This window comes from Dyadobacter sp. CY347 (assembly GCF_021502655.1).
Lineage (GTDB): Bacteria > Bacteroidota > Bacteroidia > Cytophagales > Spirosomataceae > Dyadobacter.
Genome location: NZ_JAKFFT010000004.1, coordinates 121,082 through 138,637, shown reverse-complemented (window position 1 = coordinate 138,637; position 17,556 = coordinate 121,082). Strand labels below are relative to the sequence as shown.

The 17,556-nt window shown below is 44.9% G+C and carries 14 protein-coding genes; 5 read left to right on the top strand and 9 right to left on the bottom strand.

Annotated features, from left to right (window positions below; all coding sequences use genetic code 11):
• Nucleotides 1–17 precede the first annotated feature (17 nt).
• The gene (locus L0659_RS08750; RefSeq protein ID WP_235125472.1) at nt 18–2,396 is read left to right on the top strand and encodes a TonB-dependent siderophore receptor; all 2,379 of its coding nucleotides are present in this window, start codon (nt 18–20) and stop codon (nt 2,394–2,396) included.
• A gap of 62 nt (nt 2,397–2,458) precedes the next feature.
• Here the strand turns inward: L0659_RS08750 and L0659_RS08745 are convergent, their stop codons facing one another.
• Entirely contained in the window at nt 2,459–3,919 is a 1,461-nt protein-coding gene (locus L0659_RS08745; RefSeq protein WP_235125471.1) for a gluconokinase, read from the bottom strand.
• A gap of 157 nt (nt 3,920–4,076) precedes the next feature.
• Between L0659_RS08745 and L0659_RS08740 the strand changes: the two genes are divergently transcribed.
• Entirely contained in the window at nt 4,077–4,268 is a 192-nt protein-coding gene (locus L0659_RS08740; protein WP_235125469.1) for a hypothetical protein, read from the top strand.
• A gap of 30 nt (nt 4,269–4,298) precedes the next feature.
• Here L0659_RS08740 and L0659_RS08735 read toward each other — a convergent pair whose 3' ends face one another.
• Nucleotides 4,299–5,528, bottom strand: a complete 1,230-nt coding sequence (locus L0659_RS08735) for a metallophosphoesterase (RefSeq protein ID WP_235125467.1) — start codon at nt 5,526–5,528, stop codon at nt 4,299–4,301.
• Between the two features lie 94 nt (nt 5,529–5,622).
• On the opposite strand from L0659_RS08735, the gene L0659_RS08730 reads away from it, so the two are divergent.
• Nucleotides 5,623–6,138 carry a DinB family protein gene (locus tag L0659_RS08730; RefSeq protein ID WP_235125466.1) on the top strand — a complete coding sequence of 172 codons (516 nt, stop codon included), beginning with the start codon at nt 5,623–5,625 and terminating at the stop codon, nt 6,136–6,138.
• Between the two features lie 35 nt (nt 6,139–6,173).
• Here the strand turns inward: L0659_RS08730 and L0659_RS08725 are convergent, their stop codons facing one another.
• Nucleotides 6,174–7,160, bottom strand: a complete 987-nt coding sequence (locus L0659_RS08725; protein WP_235125465.1) for a glycosyltransferase family 2 protein — start codon at nt 7,158–7,160, stop codon at nt 6,174–6,176.
• Between the two features lie 211 nt (nt 7,161–7,371).
• Between L0659_RS08725 and pgeF the strand changes: the two genes are divergently transcribed.
• On the top strand, nt 7,372–8,148 hold the full coding sequence (gene pgeF / locus L0659_RS08720; RefSeq protein ID WP_235125464.1) for a peptidoglycan editing factor PgeF: 777 nt from the start codon (nt 7,372–7,374) through the stop codon (nt 8,146–8,148).
• Between the two features lie 53 nt (nt 8,149–8,201).
• Here pgeF and L0659_RS08715 read toward each other — a convergent pair whose 3' ends face one another.
• The 4 genes from L0659_RS08715 to L0659_RS08700 all read right to left on the bottom strand — a co-directional run bounded on the left by L0659_RS08715 (nt 8,202) and on the right by L0659_RS08700 (nt 14,537).
• Complete coding sequence (locus L0659_RS08715) at nt 8,202–8,627, bottom strand: histone H1/H5 family protein, HCT subfamily (protein WP_235125463.1); 426 nt, start codon at nt 8,625–8,627, stop codon at nt 8,202–8,204.
• 132 nt (nt 8,628–8,759) lie between these two features.
• Nucleotides 8,760–9,296 (bottom strand): RNA methyltransferase, encoded by a 537-nt coding sequence (locus L0659_RS08710; RefSeq protein ID WP_235125462.1) that lies wholly within the window; start codon nt 9,294–9,296, stop codon nt 8,760–8,762.
• A gap of 92 nt (nt 9,297–9,388) precedes the next feature.
• The gene (locus L0659_RS08705) at nt 9,389–13,711 is read right to left on the bottom strand and encodes an FG-GAP-like repeat-containing protein (protein ID WP_235125461.1); all 4,323 of its coding nucleotides are present in this window, start codon (nt 13,709–13,711) and stop codon (nt 9,389–9,391) included.
• Between the two features lie 205 nt (nt 13,712–13,916).
• Nucleotides 13,917–14,537 (bottom strand): response regulator transcription factor, encoded by a 621-nt coding sequence (locus L0659_RS08700; RefSeq protein ID WP_233795532.1) that lies wholly within the window; start codon nt 14,535–14,537, stop codon nt 13,917–13,919.
• 338 nt (nt 14,538–14,875) lie between these two features.
• Between L0659_RS08700 and L0659_RS08695 the strand changes: the two genes are divergently transcribed.
• Nucleotides 14,876–15,736, top strand: a complete 861-nt coding sequence (locus L0659_RS08695) for a GNAT family N-acetyltransferase (RefSeq protein WP_235125460.1) — start codon at nt 14,876–14,878, stop codon at nt 15,734–15,736.
• Here L0659_RS08695 and L0659_RS08690 read toward each other — a convergent pair whose 3' ends face one another.
• Nucleotides 15,737–16,381 (bottom strand): FkbM family methyltransferase, encoded by a 645-nt coding sequence (locus tag L0659_RS08690; protein ID WP_235125459.1) that lies wholly within the window; start codon nt 16,379–16,381, stop codon nt 15,737–15,739.
• Nucleotides 16,381–17,514, bottom strand: coding sequence for a non-hydrolyzing UDP-N-acetylglucosamine 2-epimerase (gene wecB / locus L0659_RS08685; RefSeq protein WP_310590706.1), 1,134 nt, complete (start codon nt 17,512–17,514; stop codon nt 16,381–16,383). The genes L0659_RS08690 and wecB overlap by 1 nt, the downstream gene beginning before the upstream one ends.
• Nucleotides 17,515–17,556 lie beyond the last annotated feature (42 nt).

The window sequence follows — 17,556 nt, the reverse complement described above, 5'->3', positions numbered from 1 at the left end:
GACCAATTTTAAATACAATGCAAAAATTTTACGCTTTTATCCTGTTCATGCTTGCTGCCACCGCTGCGTTTGCACAGAATGGCAGAATTACAGGCCAGATACTCAGCTCAGACGGCCAGGCCGCAGAACAGGTTTCGGTCGGCATTAAGGGAAGCTCCAAAGGCTCCGTTTCCGATGCACAAGGAAAATTTGTGATTGAAAGAGTGAAACCAGGCACTTACACCCTTCTTGTGAGCTTCGTAGGACTGGAAACGCAGGAAAAATCAGTAGACGTGGTTGCCGGAGAAACGGCCAATGTTACATTCACGCTTTCGGAAAGTGCTAACCAACTTTCGGAAGTGATTGTAAAAGGTGGAAACCCTTACAAATCCGATCAGGTTTCTTCGAGTTTGAAATTGCTTACTCCTATTTTGGAAACACCTCAAAATGTGCAGGTTGTAACTTCCAAAGTCCTGGCTGATCAACAAATCATCAGCATGAGCGACGGCTTGATCCGTAATGTGAGCGGCGCGACCCGTCTGGAACACTGGGGCGATATGTATGCCAACATCACCATGCGCGGCTCGCAAATCCAGGCTTTTCGCAATGGGTTTAATGTTGTGAGTTCGTTCTGGGGCCCGCTTACGGAGGATATGAGCTTTGTGGACCACATTGAATTTGTAAAAGGCCCAGCCGGTTTTATGCTCGCAAACGGTGATCCAAGTGGTCTTTATAATGTGGTTACCAAAAAACCTACGGGTGAAACCAAAGGAGAAGTCTCGCTGACAATGGGCAGCTTCGATTTTTACCGCGCAACATTGGACCTGGACGGAAAACTGGATAAAAGCGGCAAGCTGCTTTACCGCCTAAATGTAGCAGGCCAAAATAAAAACTCGCACCGCCCTTACGAATACAACAACCGTTACAGCATTGCGCCGGTGATCTCTTACCAGATTGACGACAAGACAAAACTGACGGCAGAATACAACATGCAGTACGCAAAAATGTCGGATGTAGGCTCCTATTATGTGTTTACAACCGATGGTTATGCAACATTGCCAAGAAATTTTACAGCAATGCCTCCTGGTCTGGACCCTACGAAAATTAAAGATCAGAGCATGTATGTAAACCTGCAACACCAGATTAACAGCGATTGGAAAGTTACTGCGCAAGTTGCTTACTTTAATTATCAGCAAACAGGTTCCAGCATGTGGCCCGACTCGGTGAGCGCGGATGCGCGACTCGTTCGCGGTGTGGGGATCTGGGATGCAAAAAGTGAAATGACACTTGCTCAGGCGTTTGTCAATGGTTCGGTAACAACTGGCGGCGTGCAGCACAGGATTTTGGGTGGTATCGACATTGGTACAAAAAATTACTTTGCGGACTGGGCACAATCACACCCATTGGATACGCTCGGCGGCTTGTTTAACCCGCGCAACCCATCTTACGGAACACCCAATAACGGATATCCGGTGTGGGACCGCACGCTTAACCTCGAAGCCAGAGCTGTCATCGGCGGTGGAACAATGGATCAGAAATACACCGGGTTGTATTTGCAGGACGAACTAGGCTTTATTGATAACAAGATCAGGCTGACATTGGCCGGGCGTTACACGCATGTGAGCCAGTCTGCCTGGGGCGGATCTCCCGATAAGGCGAGCCATTTTACGCCCAGAGTTGGATTAAGCATTTCAGTGGACAAAAATACCTCGGTTTACGCCTTGTATGACGAAGCATTTTTGCCACAATCCGGAAAATTGCGTGATGGCAAAGCGGCCAAACCAATTACCGGAAGCAACCGCGAGCTTGGTCTGAAAAGAGAATGGGCAGAAGGTCGCTGGAATACAACATTATCGGTTTACCGCATTGTAAAAAATAATGAAGTGACGGCAGATCCATTGAGCCCTCCAAATGCCGGCCTTAGTGTTGTTTTAGGTCAAAAGCGTGCGCAGGGAGTTGAATTTGACATTCGTGGGACCATTGCAAAAGGACTCAACCTGACTGCAAACTACGCTTACACGAACTCCGAAGTAACAAAAGTGACTGAGGGCGTTCAGACAATTAAAGTTGGGGACATTATCCCGGGATTTGCCAAGCATAATGTGAATAGCTGGCTTAGCTACAAAATCCAGCAAGGCGCTTTGAAAGGCGTAGGACTTTCGGGTGGATTTACTTACCTGATCGACCGCGCTACGTCCAACTGGAGCACAACCAACAACGAGCAAAACTTACCGAATTATTTCAAGCTGGACGGCGGACTCTTCTGGGAGAAGGATAAGATCAGGCTTACACTCAACGTGTTCAATGTTCTGGATGAATATCTGTACAGCGGAAGTTATTACAGCTATTTGAATGCATATTACACGCAGTCGGAAGCGCCAAGAAACTATCGTTTGGGATTAACTTATAAGTTCTGACAATCTTTCGTGCAACATTCTTTGGGCATTCAGCGATTATTTGCTGAATGCCCTTTTTATTTTCAGACGGCATGGGCCAGCATTAACCGTGCTCCCTTCACGAATTTATCACTCAGCGCATCATAGGATTTATGCACTTTTGCATTGGGATCAAACTCCTGACCAACCGTTGTAAAAGCCTTCATATCTGCATAATGTTCAAAAATTCCGAGTGCCTTCAATCCCATCATAGCAGCGCCCACTGCTCCGGTTTCAACCGTTTCATTTAATTTTACTTCTTTCCCAAAAACATCTGAAAGCATCTGCACCCAGATCGGGCTGCGCGCGAAACCGCCGTTGGCATAGATCATATTGACCTGCTGCATTTCCATCAGAATTTTACCAATTCCGAACAGATTTAACAGAATGCCTTCCATGACCGCTCTCGCAAAATGTGCCCGCGTGTGTTGAATGTCAAGCCCGGTAAACCCACCACGAACGGTAGAACTCCAAAGTGGTGCACGCTCTCCGAGCAGATACGGATAGAAAAGCAGCCCGTTCGAGCCTGCTTCTATTTTATCAGCTTCTTCAAAAACCGTGTCAAATTCTTCTTTTGGAAAAAATGTATTCATTAACCATTCAAAAATAACTGCCCCGTTGTTGGAAGGGCCTCCTATGATGAATGTATGCTCGTCCAGCACATAGCAGAACGTTTGCATCTGGGGATCTGAGTAAGGTTTATCAAAACAAATCCTTACCGCGGCGCTGGTGCCGATGGTAACAGCCATAGAGCCGGTCTGAACCGCTCCGCTCCCTAAATTCGCCAGGCAGCCATCGCTGGCGCCCATGATCAAGGCTGTTCCTTCGGGTAAACCCGCATCGTTTTTCGCGGGCGTTTCTTCAATGTGATACGGAGAAACTGCGGTCGATAATTTCTCAGCCGTCAAACCCAGCTTTTTGAGTGTGTAAGCGTCCCATTGCAATTCTCTGATATTGAACATCCCTGTTGCAGACGCGACAGAATAATCAATGACGAATTTGCCTGTCAGCCGATAAATGATGTATTCTTTGATGCCGACAAACCGGTCTGTCCGTTTATAAATTTGCGGCTCATGTTTCCTTAGCCAGAGCAATTTGCAAACCGGTGTCATGGCATGAACAGGCGTTCCGTTGTTGTAATAGATTTTTTTCCCAACTCTGGAAGTCCGTAGTTTAAGTGCAATGTCCGAGCTGCGGTTATCAGCCCAAATGATGAGTTGCGTAAGCTGCTTTCCATCTTTGTCCAAAGCCAGCACGCCATGCATAGCCGCACTGAAACTGATTCCCAGCAACTTATGCCGTCCTGCGCAAGCTTTTACTACGGTTTTGATAGTTTTGCAAGCGGCATCATAAATCTCATCCGGGTTCTGCTCGCTCCAATCCGGGTGTGGATGGTACATTTCATAACTTTCACTGTGTGAGGCTAAAATGTTGCCTTTCACCGAGTTGAAAGCAACGCATTTTACATTAGTCGTACCAATATCACAACCTATGATGTAGGGCATTTTGTTAAATTTAAAAAGCAATGGTGGACAAAAACCCAGTCAGGCAGCCCAATTATTTAATTAAAACAAATCAAAAAATCTGAAATCTTGCCAACAACTTGGCACGGATTTGTTATTTTCGCAGAAATAAACGCATTAAGATTTTATACATCCGACCATGTCCGATACAACACATAACGAATCCAGTTCACTTTCAAGCGGAGTTTACATCGCAGCATTTATCATTCTGTTCCTTGTGCTGGCTGTACTTGCAGATCTGTTTACCTTTATCTTGGGAACAATCGGATTGGTTGTGACTTTCGCAGCATTTTACAGAGACAACAGCCACCACGGTGATGATCACCACTGATATTTTGAGCTGATCACTCGCTTATAAGTTTTAACGAACGGCCATTTCGGGCATGGATTGTAATATTTTCCATTCCAATTGGCCGTTTGTCATGTCAGTAGTCCAGGATTCTTCAAATACACATTGATCCTCCAAGTCGCGATATTCTGCTGTAACAACATTGTCTTTCAGTAACAATCTGACAAAGCCATTATAACCTAGCTGGTGTCGTTTGATCACTTTCCGCACCCGGCGGTCGTAATAACCTATTTTTTCCAGATCTTTTCCGACAGGCATTGCCGTTTCGACAGGCAACCCGCCATGTCCAATGCAGCGTCCGTAAGCCTCGGGGCCTTTTCCGTTGGTGCCCCGGTTATATAGAACCAGCCTGTGGTCATGCCCCCAGAACCAGACAACCGGGCGCACAACATCACCCATTAATTCCCGGATCTGCTCGCCAGGCTTTGCATAATCTTCCCTGAATGAGGATATGTATGGATGATGGCTTAGGAAAACAATCCCTCTTTTATCTTCCGGGTTTCCCAATTGAACCACATCCCTGAGCCACGCCACTTGTTCATCCTTTAAATGGCAATCGGGAGGCGAAATGATTTCTACAAACGGCCTGCCGACCGATGTGTAACCCGTATCGATCCCTATAATGCGCCAATGTTCGTTTTCGAGACAAAAGAACCCGGCTTGTTGCGATTTTTTCACATCCCCTTCCTGAATGTACATAGCAGGCAACAGGTGCTGGAAAAAGGCATTTCCATTCGAATACATTTCATGATTGCCCGATAAAGCCAGACTTCCCGAAGCTCCGTAATACCAGGAAGCATGTGGGGCGGTGAAATTGTCTTCAATCTCTTTCGGTGCACCTACGAAGTAAATGTCACCCATATGTATCGTATAATCAGGCGCATAGCGTGCAACCAGATGCGCGACCGCATCGGATTCCGCTGTATCACTGGCCCAATCGGACAGCAATACAACGCTTATTTCTTCCCTCGACGGAATGGATGATTTCAACTGATACACACCCGTATCGCCATTTCTTGGATAAGCCTGATAAGGATGCCGCGGCCCGAACCGACTTTTCAGATAATGCCAGGCAAACCCCAGCAGGTTGGTTTTGAAGAAGTTAGAAACAACATTGGTTGCACTGGAAGTATCCTTAACGTGCTTTTCGTAGAGTTCAAGCTGGGTTTTTGCATGATTTTCGGCTTCGCTGTGACCAAGGTCCAGATATTTTTTGGTTCGGTCTTCTGCTGACTCGGGCATAGGTGATTCGCTGATATTCGGATGTTACCGGTAAATAAAATGATTATTGATTACCTTTCCCAAAAAAATTAAACCACCATAAACACAGGATCAAATGAAAAAATTGACTTTTACACTCATGTTGTTTTTTGCTGCAAGCGCTGCGTTTGCACAAACGATGATCGCTAAGCAGGTTGCTGATTGGGAAAGAGCAAAAAAATACACCCAGGCATATCTGGATGCGATGCCGGAAGCAGGTTATGCTTTTAAGCCAACACCTGAAATCCGCTCTTTCGCGGCACAAATGGACCATATTGCAGATGCCAATTTTGCATTTATCTCAGCAGCATCCGGCAAGAAAAGTCCTTTTGAAGGTTCAGCAGAAAAAATGACCGATCAATCCAAAGCCGCCGTTTCCAAGGCCGTTATGGACAGCTATGATTTTGTTATCAATACATTGAAAAGCATGACGGAAGCTGATCTTGCGAAAGACGTTAAAGTATTCGGGATGGATATGAAGGCTGGTGTTGCATTCGAAAAAGCATTCGAACACCAGACACACCACCGCGGGCAGACAACGCCTTACATCCGTTTGAAAGGTGCTACGCCTCCGAATGAAATGTTATTCTAAACGAAAAAGGGATCTTACGATCCCTTTTTTTATGGCTATGCTTTTGCTTTTGACTTAATATTATAAAGGCTCAAAGCAAAAAAGCTGTACATTTTCATGAATGCCGGTGGTATGACAAAGTCGCGGATCACTTCTTTCCTCCGTTCGGGTGAAGGATCTCCATCTGACAGATATTTAAGGGCATACTTCAATCTTGGCCAGTAAGTTTTGCCATATTCCCTGGAAAACAGCAACTTATAATAGTAAGTAGCAATGTTTTTCTTCAACTTATCATCGTATTTATAATCCAGCTCTTTGTTAATGTTGGAATAAAGCTGAATACGGTTGAAAAGAAAATCGGCGCCGTAATGGTTGTCTGCGAAGCTTGCTCCTCCCCTGTTTTTCCTGTAAACCGACATTACTTCGTCGATATAGCCGATCGGGCCGCGGGTTGCGAACATGATATTTCTCGGAATATCGCCGCTGGTCGAAAGGTTAGTCCATTCAGGATCAGGATGTTTTGCGAAATCTTCTCTACGGAACATTAAGCTGGAAGTCGCTATGAAACAAAGCTCGTCCTCCCCTACCAAATCCTCCACAGTTACTTCTGGTTTCGAAAGTGTATTTACGAGATAAGGCGGCGCGGCATTGTCGTCAAAAATCACGCGGGCGTTATGGTAACAAGCTGAATAATGCGGATTTGCGTCCATCATTTCAACCTGTTTTTGAAGCTTATGCGGAGAAATCAGATAATCGTCGCCGTCGAATTGCGCTATATATTCCCCTTTGGCGGCTGCGAATGTAGCAAGTGCATTAAATTTTCCATTAAGCCCCATATTTTTCGGATGCAGCAAAAGCCTGATCTTATCGGGAAACCTTTGCTGGTAATCCTTTAATATAGCGGCCGTATTATCCTTGGAGCAATCATCCCCCACAACTATTTCAAAAGGAAATGTAGTCTGCTGCATTAAAATCGAATCCAGCATTTGCGCTACAAACTTTTCGTGGTTGTAAGTGACAACACACACACTCACTTTTATCATATTCATTAGTCAATTGATGCACATCAGGCTGCAAATTTAATTTTTTATTCCCGTTTTACCCGAATCGCGAAATTTCCGGGAAGGATTGTCACTGCTGCCAGCTCGTCAGTACAGACACAAAACTTATAACCCGATGAAATAAATTCCGTTAACCGACATTAATTTCCTATAATCTACCTTTGTGAAAGTTTGATCACGACCATTTTGTTCAATGTCTTCAACAGAAACCAACATTACCAAGCCACTTTTCAGGGCTCCTGATATATTTTCCGGGTTTCCCGGACTTGTCGCGGCCGAAAGCACCAGGCACGGCGGCGTAAGCAAGGCGCCGTATGCAACATTAAACCTGGGCGGTTCGCAGGACGATCCAGCAGACGTTTTGGAAAACAACATTCTATTTTTCAATGCATTGAATGTTCCGTTCGAAACGGTTGCCAAGTCGCATCAGGTGCATGACGATAAAATTTTGAATGTTCAAAATCCAGGCCGGTTCGATGGCTACGATGCGCTGATTACCAACAAACCGAACATTCAGTTGGCCGTAACCATAGCCGATTGCACACCTATCCTGATATTTGATCCGGTTAGCAAAAGCGTGGCGGCCATTCATGCAGGCTGGCGCGGAACTGTGAAACGCATTGTGGCCAAAACCGTTGCTATGCTGCAAAACGAGTTTGGGTCGGTTCCTGAAAATTGCTTGGCTTACATTGGAACCTGCATTGATGAATGTTCTTTTGAAGTCGGTGAAGACGTTTCCGAACATTTTGATGAAAAATATAAGCGCTTTGATGCTGTTAAGCAAAAATATTTTGTGGATTTGAAAGCAGCTAACCGGCACCAGCTGGTAACATCCGGCCTGCGCGAACAAAATATCGAAATTTCTCCTTTCTCTACGGTGCTCAACAACGAAGATTACTTTTCCTACCGGCTGGAAAATGGTTTTACCGGAAGGTTATTGGCAACGATTGGAATAATCGACCGGGGCTAAAAGCAGAAAGACAGCACTTTGGGGTGCTGTCTCGTCTTTCTTTTCAATGTATTTTATTGAGCTGGTGTTTCTACAACTGGATTTTCAGTTTCCGAAGGGGAATTCGTGGCAGGTCGCGCAGCAGTGCGGCCTATGGCTGGCTTACCAGCTGTCGCTTTTAGAGCAACAGGCTTGGCGGGAGCAGCCACAGCAGCTTTTGTTGACGCCGCGGCAACAAGCGCAGCAACCTTAGCCGCCTTTTCTTTTTTGCCTTCTTTTTTCCCCTTGTCTTTCGATTTCAGCTTTTTCTCCTCATTCTTAGCGTCCTTGGCTTGCTTTTTAGCCGTCTCTTTCTCAAACTTCGCTACTTTCTTAGCCAGTTTTTCAGCCGCCTTTTCGATTGACTTTTTTATTTGCTTGGAACCTGCAGAAACTGCAGCGATTTTGCCGGAAAGCGTTTCTGCAATTTCGGTCGATAATTTTTTTGTAGCAGATTTCATAATGTAGTTTTAAATACTAGTAAAGTTTGCATCCGGTTGAACTAGCAAACAGGATGTGAACGTGAGGATATATCAATGCATTTATAACCTGCAATTAATGCTTTATAAGCGATAAACACCAAATATCTCATATTATATTTGTGTTATCTTTTTGCTGACAAATTCCCAGAGCACGATTCCAGCCGATACGGACACATTAAAGGAATGCTTTGTCCCAAATTGCGGGATTTCAATGCAGCCGTCTGCGGCCGCAATCACATTATCCGCAACGCCTTCCACTTCATTTCCAAATACAAACGCGCACGGTTTCTCACTATCCGGAACGAAGTTTTGCAACATAACACTGCCCTCAGCCTGCTCTACACACCAAACTTCATAACCCTCCGCCTTCAACTGCCTCACCGCATCTTCTGCACTATCATTCTTTTCCCAATTCACGGACAATTCCGCGCCTATAGCGCTTTTGGTGATCTCTCTGTGCGGGGGACTTTGGGTATAACCGCATAGTATAATCTTGCGTGCCCGAAAAGCATCTGCCGTCCTAAAAAAAGAGCCAATGTTTGCCATACTCCTAATGTTGTCCAGCACAATAACAAAAGGAAATTTCTCTGATTCCTTAAATTCCTCAACCGTCAACCGGCCCATTTCTTCAATCCGCAACTTGCGCATGCGTGTTTTTCATTGATGTTTTAGCAAACGTACGGGAAAGAAGCAAAACGCCCTCAAAATTGAGGCCGTTTCTACGAAGTTTTGATAGCTCTTTACTTACTGATTGCCACTTGGTGGGAAGTTTCTGCGCCATTGGAATAAATGATCCGTAAAAGGTACATCCCTGTTGCTAAACCTCTTACGTCAATCTCTGTTGTCAAACTTGATGTTTTATATATTGTTTTGCCTTCCATAGTGAGTAATTGTACATTGGCAACATTGTCTCCATTATTTGCTTGTATAAACAGCTTTTCGAACACTGGATTTGGGAAAACTTTCACTTCTGCCTGCATACTGCCTGCTTCAAATTTTACAACCCGGATCCTGCTTATGGCAAATGTACCATCGTGATCAACCATTTTAAGCCTGTAATGATTGTCGCCGCCTTGCGGGCTACCATCTGTAAATTGATAGCTGATTTCAGCATTTGAAGAAGTTGAAGCATTTACAAGACCAATGGTCTGCCAAGTCTTTGCATTGGAACTGCGCTGAATTTCAAAATGCCTGCTATTTATTTCCGAAGACGTTACCCACTCAAGCTCGACCACATGCTCCGACCTTACAGCCTGAAAATCAACTAACTCAACGGGCAACACTGCACCACCATTCAGCATTGAAGTAGAAGAATAATGCCAAGGGCCATAAACCTGGCCGGTAATTGCAAGAACCGGGTCATATTTGATCCTCACGCGGACCTTTGTAGCTTTTCCAGTTTTCGCAATTGCATTTTTGTATTCAATTGGCGCTTGTCCGGTGCTGATGTAACCGTTTTGTTGTCCGGTAAATTCGGTGCTGCCAGCTATTGAAGGAAATAGCACTGGTGTGGAAAATGCCTCCCCTTCTTTCGCTGTTTCCCAGACAAGCTTACCTCTGTTTCTTCCCAGAAATGATTTTTCGAAAAAGCCGACGCCGAAACTATTTTCTGATATATTATTATGATCCAGGATTGTGCTTAAATCCACGTTATATAGTAGGATATTATTTTTCGTACCGGTTCCCTGGTTTCCATGAAAGGTGTACGCTTCGCCCACATTCACATTTGCTGCATCAAAAGGAGCGCCGGCAATGACATCGCTATAACCGTCGCCATTTACATCCCCTGCGCTGGCAACCGCAAAACCCAGTTGCGTCATCCCCTGATTTTTCTCAATTCTGAACGCTGCTACGGGGTTAATGCCGACAGAAGAACCGTGATAGACAAACAAGGCGCCTTCTTTGGCCTGACCTCCATTATATTGAGGCGCTCCCACAACTACGTCCGCATAACCATCTCCATTCACATCACCGGCACCGGAAACAGCGTAACCCATAAGGGCGGAAGCCTGATTACCAAGCAGTTTTGTTTTATAAACCGGATCAATACCGGCTGCTGCGCCGTGGAAAATAAAGGCCGCCCCTTGCATCAGATTATTGGAAATGTAATGATCTGCACCAACGATGACATCGCTAAATCCATCTCCATTGACATCACCAGCGCATGAAACGGAAACGCCCAACGCCGCCTGTGCTTCGTCGACCTGCAATATGTCTGAGGTCTGCGGATCAGCGCCGGATTGTGAGCCATAATAAATGAAAGCCGCACCTTCCAAAACCTGTCCATCATTGTAAAAGTGCGCACCAGCAATGACATCGCTATAACCATCTCCATTCAAATCCCCGGCACCCGACACTGATCCTCCCATGAAGGCGTTGGCTTTGTTACTTTCAAAAATCGTGGCATTATCCGTAATTCCGGAGGATGAGCCATAGTAAATGAAAGCCGCGCCTTCTTCATTTTGAATATTATCATATCCGGGAGCGCCAACAATGATGTCGCTAAACCCATCCCCATTAATATCTCCGGCACTGGCAGAGGCGTGTCCGAACCGACATCCCAGTTGATTAAAAGTCAAAGTTGCAGCAGCTTGCTGGCTGAGTCCACCAGGTGATCCGTGAAAAACGAAGATTCTTCCCGTATTGGTTTGCGCATCATCAAACATAGGGGCGCCCACAAGAACATCAGCATAACCATCGCCGTTAATATCGCCAGCACCGGCTACCGAAAATCCAAAGTTTGCCTCTGCTTGATTGCCTTCTATCGTGACAAAACCATTTACTGAGATTCCAGTTGCAGAACCGTAATAGAGAAACGCAGCGCCTTCGTTGGTCTCACCTTTATCAAAATAAGGTGCACCAACGATCACATCAGCAAAGCCATCGCCATTAACATCGCCCGCGCTTGAAACAGAATACCCCATCTGACTGCCATTCTGGTTAGATTGTAATGTAGCACTTGAAATGTAATTTAGCCCGGCCGCGGAGCCATGATAAATAAATGCAGCACCTTCATTTGTTTCAGGACTGTCATAAAAAGGAGCACCAGTTATAATATCACTAAACCCGTCTCCATTTACATCTCCTGCGCTGCTTACCGACCACCCTAAATGGGAATTGCTTTGTTCGCTCCTGATGTTTGAAATGGATGTTGAGCTAATGCCGGAAGCTGACCCTGGAAAGACCAGTGCAGCGCCTTCGTTTATTTTTCCGGAATATCCGGGTTCTCCGATTATTACGTCGCTATACCCATCGCCGTTCACATCTCCCGCACCGGCAACCGCTTGTCCCATCCATGCTCCTGGTTTTTCACCTGTGATTTTAACAGAGACAGCATTATTGATTCCGGATGCTGAGCCATGATATATGAAAGCCGCTCCATCATCTGTATTCTGGGCGCCTTTGTCGTAGTATGGTGCACCAATGACGACATCGCTAAAACCGTCGCCGTTCACATCACCGGCACTTGCAACTGACCGGCCAAAATATGCAGATGACTCATCAATTTCCAGAAGGGCGTCGTACTGAGCCGTCAGACCAGCGGCCGATCCATGGTAGATGAATGCAACCCCTTCATTTGTCTGCCCGTGATCATATTCATGCGCACCGATAATCACATCACTGAATCCATCTGCATTCACATCACCTGCACTGGCGACGCACCATCCAAACGTTTGATCTTGCGGAATATCCTGCAACACGATCTCAGGTACATTATCAACCCCAGTTGCCGAACCATGATAAACATAAGCCTGCCCACTATTGGGAGAACCAATGATGACATCGCTATAACCATCATTATTAATATCACCAGCAGTAGCCACAGAAAAGCCGAAATTCGCGTTAGCGGCATTGCATGTAAGTACGGTGGCAGCAACAGGTGTAAGATGCAGATTACCACCGTAATAGATAAATGCAGCGCCATTACCAGATCCGTTGTAGTTAGAATTTGGATCTCCCACAATCACATCACTGAATCCATCGCCATTCACATCACCCACACTTGCGACAGACCAGCCATATCCAATGTTCTGGTCCTCGTCCTCTGTTAGTAAGGTGGGAGGCTGGCTCACAATCGGATTTATACCAAGCCCTCCTCCATAGTGAATGAAAACCTGACCGTCATTTGCTGGGGGAGACGAATTGTCACTGTCTTCTTGAACAGCGCTTACTATCACGTCGCTGAATCCATCCCCATTCACATCTCCAGCGCTTGCGACCGACCAGCCTAGATTTGCATAGTCTTGATTATTCTGAATGATTGCATTCGCATTACCCGGATTGCCATTTATAACGATCGGGTCGATTGTGACCGGATATGCCGCGCCTGTAACATCGACTGATAACAGTATGTTTTGATCTTTGTGAGATAGAGATGCTAAGAGTTCCTTGCCATTTGCGTCCCAGCATCTTAAATCGCTGTAAGTAAGCTCTTTCGTCTTTGATCCATCCTCATGTTCCGTATAAAAAGCAAGCTCGTTTCGTGCGAGATCCTTTACTTTCAGTCCTTTGGCTGTCACATGAACTTCCAAGATTTTAGTATCAACCGGCGCCTTGTGAATGATGAAATTTTGCCGGATTCCTTCCTCGTCATTGATATACTCCTCGGTAAAATGCTGATGTTTGATTTTCAGCTTATTATCCGCTTTTTCTGGAACGGCATTAGCCTGCGGGCCGAACAACTTTTGCCCGTTTGCGTATATGTCGGCAGTTATGAGCTCTAATTTGAAATTGTGATCCAGGGAATCGACCCGGTTTTGAATCGTGAAATGTCCTGGCTTGAAATAAGCTCTCAGGTTTTGTTTCCTGTTCGGGCTCTGCAGGGATTGTTTCCGACTGTCGTAGGTAATGTGGTATTCGCGCTTTGCAAGATTTTGCTGAATATTCCCTAAAAGGCTTGGTTCTATCTCCTTTTCCAGCTTTTTGCTGAATACGGGCTTGACCAGTGGTAAGTTAGTAGCCGACTTGGGCACAGCGTAATCCCTGGTCGTTTTTACATAAACATCAAAACAAGCGGCGAAGGCAAGCAGAAAAAAAGGAACTGACTTGTAATATTTTCGCATTTTGATCTTGGTAACGGTGAAAATTGGATTGAATAAGGCATGTCAATGGCCTAAACCAAATTTCACTTAACTAAGACTGCAATGCATAAACCATTTATTTGAAGGTGGACCTGAATTATTAGAAGGTCAATCATACCTTACCCCAAACCCCACAAAAAAACCCCACACAGCCAAGTGCAGGGTTCGAATGCTTTTCTTTCTAAGATTACTTGATCTTCGTGATCAGTTCTACGATATTTTTGACGCCCAATTTCTCAAAAATTCTTGCTTTGTAAGTACTAACGGTCGAGAGCTGTAGGTTGAGCTTTTCGGCTATTTTGGCGGTTCCTAATCCTTCTTTCAGCAGATTCATTACGTCCGTTTCCCTTGGCGAAAGACTCACGATCGGATCAGGAAGGAACTCTCTCGGATTGATGAGCCTGTTGATATTCATTTGCTGCATATCTTCGCTCATGTATTTTTTATTGTTCAGAACGCTCATTACGGCTGTTTTAAACTCTTCCTCAGGCGCGTCTTTGGATAGATAACCATCCGCACCGGCTTGGAGATACATCAGACCGTACTGTTGTTCGTCATAGCTCGAAAACATCAATATCCTGATCCCGGGCGATTTTTGACGAATGGTTTCAACCATCTTCGTTGTATTGCCACCTGGAATGTTGATATCCAGAATCAGAAGGTCGTATGATTTTACCTCAATTTCCTGAAGTATCTTGTCAAAATCGTCGACGTCCGAAATGGTAGAGTCCGGTATCAGTGATTTGAGGAGGTGTTTGGTGCCTATTCTCACTACTGCATGATCTTCGGCAATAAGTATGTGTTTCATGTACGGGTTTAAGTCCAATTAATTAAAAAATGCAGGTGCCAGTCTGTACGAACCGGAGAATCAACAAAAATAGCAATCAGCATTGTATTAAACATAAAAAATATCAAATTAGTATCTCAATTTTTCACAAATTTGAATAAAATTGTCCTTAAACAGTCTACCGTAAAGTAAACTGTAAGTTACATACGATTATTAGGTCGGTCATCTTTTAGGTTATTTTTCACAACACACATTATTTAAAGAAAACAGATAAACTGGAAGTTTGTCTCTCTGACGGAAAAAGTCATTTTTCTACGGCCCCGTCTTTCCCCACCTTTCTATATCTGACGCCGGAACATTTGTCAACCCAAACTACCGGTCATGTATATGCATTTCACCTGCTCCGCCGCAATCCACAGTGCACCATTGCGATTTTTCACTGTGCAGAAACGTCTGATACAACCTGGTTCTCACCTGCTTGCGCTCCGTTTGGCGGTATTCAGTGCGCCGACGATTGCCATGAAAATGAGCTTATCTTTTTTATAAATTGTATCAAAGATTGGATTCATGATCGCTCGGGTATCAAGTTGACGATCAAAACTGCTCCATTTTTCTATGAACCTGAACAACAGGTTTTACTGCAAAAAATTTACCTTAATACTGGATTTGCCCTCGTTGAGGCCTGCGTTAACAGCTGTATTTTTGTGGATGACAATGACTTCATTGCTCACATCAAACCGGCTGAAAAAAGACGGCTTAGAAAATCGGTTTTGGCGGCGTTTTATGCAAGGCTAGCATCCGAGATTCCATCCGTAATCGTTCATGAATTTTTAACTCAATGTCGTGACAGTAAGGGTTATCGGATGCCGTTAACCTTATCTCAGATCGAAAAATTAAGACAAAGATTCCCCGAAGAATGTCAGATTTTCGGGGTTTTTGAACGGAAAAAAATCCTTGCCCTTACCATGACAGTGCGCGTTAATGACCAGATACTTTATAATTTTTTGAGCGGAGATTTGCCGGAATACCGTGTTTATAGTCCCGTTGTCATGTTAATGGATTGTGTTTACCAATATTGTCAGCGGGAGAAAATCAGGATGCTGGATCTTGGGATTTCGCTGGATGAAAACGGAGTCTATAAGCCGTCGCTTGGCCGGTTTAAAAGAAATATCGGAGGACAGGAATGTTTAAAAATGACTTACGAAATAAATTTCCGCTGATCAGATGCCGAGACAATTTCCATCCCGGTAAAACACGCTAGTGCAAGTCTCAATGCCCACGATCGGTGCCATGCCTATGAAATCCAATCTCCTGAAACCTCTTTCTTTCAGGTATTCCTTCGCTTTCAGATACCATTCACGTTCGGAATTATCCAGGATCAAGACGCCATCATTTGTCAGATAATCCACCGCAAAATTGGCGCATTTCACCCGGTTGCGTCCGTCTACGATGATAATGTTATAGCGTTCGCCAGCATCCTTAACCGCCTGAATGTAAGCATCACCTAAGGGTTTTTCGATCACTTTTGCATTGCTTGGAAGTTTTGGCCTGATCAGTTTGATCCATTCTGCATCGTGTTCAACAGCCGTGATTTGCTTCACACGGGTACCATACCAGCGGGTGGAATTACCTGAACCATATTCAAAAACAACGAATTCGGGCTTCAAACGGGGTCTTAGAAATAATATAAATGGATAAGTGTACCAGGGTAGCGGGTCACCATTGGCGTCAACGGATTGTTTGGTATGAAAACTCCTAAACCAGCCGTATTGCTTCAACGCACCATCCAGAAAAAGCTGCACACTCCCACCCAGACCGATTCCATTGAGTAAATCCCAGGTGTTATTTTTTATTTTTTTAATCATTACAAATCCGACGGTTGACGCTTATCCGCACAAACGTACGAATTAATGTACTTTTCTCGCAGAATTGTCACGATGCGATCTGCGGCGCAACCATCCCATAATGCCGGGATCCGGCCTCTTTTACAATGCCCTTCCATCATGCTATTGGCCAATTGAGCAACGGATTCTGCATTCCAGTCTGGCAGTAAATAATTTGTGCCCACCTCAACCGTGACCGGCCGCTCGGTGCTTTCTCTTAATGTAATGCAAGGAACTTGTAAAAATGTCGTTTCCTCCTGAATGCCGCCGGAATCCGTGATGACCAGCGATGCATTTTTAATGAACGTCAAAAATTCACGATAACCCTGCGGTTCGGTCATTTCCAGGTTTTTGATTTCCTTCAAATCATCCAGTAACCCTTGCTTTTCGAAGTTTTTCAATGTTCTGGGGTGAACCGGAAAAATGATGCAGTTTGATGTTGCCAATCTTTGGATCATAACCAACACTTCACGCAATACAGCCGCATTATCCACATTGGCTGGCCTGTGCATGGTTAATAATATGTAATTCCTTTGCTTTTCAGATTCGTCGTTCGAGCCAACATTTTTAACAATTTGATTCAAGCAATGCAGCAGCGAATCAATCATTACATTGCCAACAAAATGTATTTTTTCGTGCGAAATGTTTTCGTTCAAGAGATTGAACATCGCCGATTTTTCCGTCACAAAAAGCTGATCAGTAATGGCATCGGTCAGAATGCGGTTAATTTCTTCGGGCATTTTCCTGTCGCCACTCCTCAGCCCGGCCTCCACGTGAACGACCGGAATGTGCATTTTTACAGCCACTAATGCACATGCCAGCGTAGAATTAACATCACCCACGACCAGCACCAGATCAGGTTTTTCAATCAAAATCACTCTTTCAAATTCCACCATGATCGCCGCCGTTTGCTGCGCGTGCGAACCATTGCTGACGCCCAGAAAATAATCCGGTTCGGGAAGTTGAAGCTGTTCAAAAAAGATCCCGGACATCCGGAAATCATAATGCTGGCCGGTGTGGACGATCAGGGATTGAATGTCCCGGTAACGGACGAAAGCGCGGTGTAGCGGAGCAACTTTCATAAAATTGGGGCGTGCCCCAACGATATTGATCACTTTCAAGAAATAGTGTGTTTAATTAAGGAAGCAAAGTTATCA

What these genes read in the sequence shown, in the direction of transcription:
- L0659_RS08750 (WP_235125472.1), top strand. Translation starts at nt 18, where the DNA reads ATGCAAAAATTTTACGCTTTTATCCTGTTCATGCTTGCTGCCACCGCT.
- L0659_RS08745 (WP_235125471.1), bottom strand. Translation starts at nt 3,919, where the DNA reads ATGCCCTACATCATAGGTTGTGATATTGGTACGACTAATGTAAAATGC.
- L0659_RS08740 (WP_235125469.1), top strand. Translation starts at nt 4,077, where the DNA reads ATGTCCGATACAACACATAACGAATCCAGTTCACTTTCAAGCGGAGTT.
- L0659_RS08735 (WP_235125467.1), bottom strand. Translation starts at nt 5,528, where the DNA reads ATGCCCGAGTCAGCAGAAGACCGAACCAAAAAATATCTGGACCTTGGT.
- L0659_RS08730 (WP_235125466.1), top strand. Translation starts at nt 5,623, where the DNA reads ATGAAAAAATTGACTTTTACACTCATGTTGTTTTTTGCTGCAAGCGCT.
- L0659_RS08725 (WP_235125465.1), bottom strand. Translation starts at nt 7,160, where the DNA reads ATGATAAAAGTGAGTGTGTGTGTTGTCACTTACAACCACGAAAAGTTT.
- pgeF (WP_235125464.1), top strand. Translation starts at nt 7,372, where the DNA reads ATGTCTTCAACAGAAACCAACATTACCAAGCCACTTTTCAGGGCTCCT.
- L0659_RS08715 (WP_235125463.1), bottom strand. Translation starts at nt 8,627, where the DNA reads ATGAAATCTGCTACAAAAAAATTATCGACCGAAATTGCAGAAACGCTT.
- L0659_RS08710 (WP_235125462.1), bottom strand. Translation starts at nt 9,296, where the DNA reads ATGCGCAAGTTGCGGATTGAAGAAATGGGCCGGTTGACGGTTGAGGAA.
- L0659_RS08705 (WP_235125461.1), bottom strand. Translation starts at nt 13,711, where the DNA reads ATGCGAAAATATTACAAGTCAGTTCCTTTTTTTCTGCTTGCCTTCGCC.
- L0659_RS08700 (WP_233795532.1), bottom strand. Translation starts at nt 14,537, where the DNA reads ATGAAACACATACTTATTGCCGAAGATCATGCAGTAGTGAGAATAGGC.
- L0659_RS08690 (WP_235125459.1), bottom strand. Translation starts at nt 16,381, where the DNA reads ATGATTAAAAAAATAAAAAATAACACCTGGGATTTACTCAATGGAATC.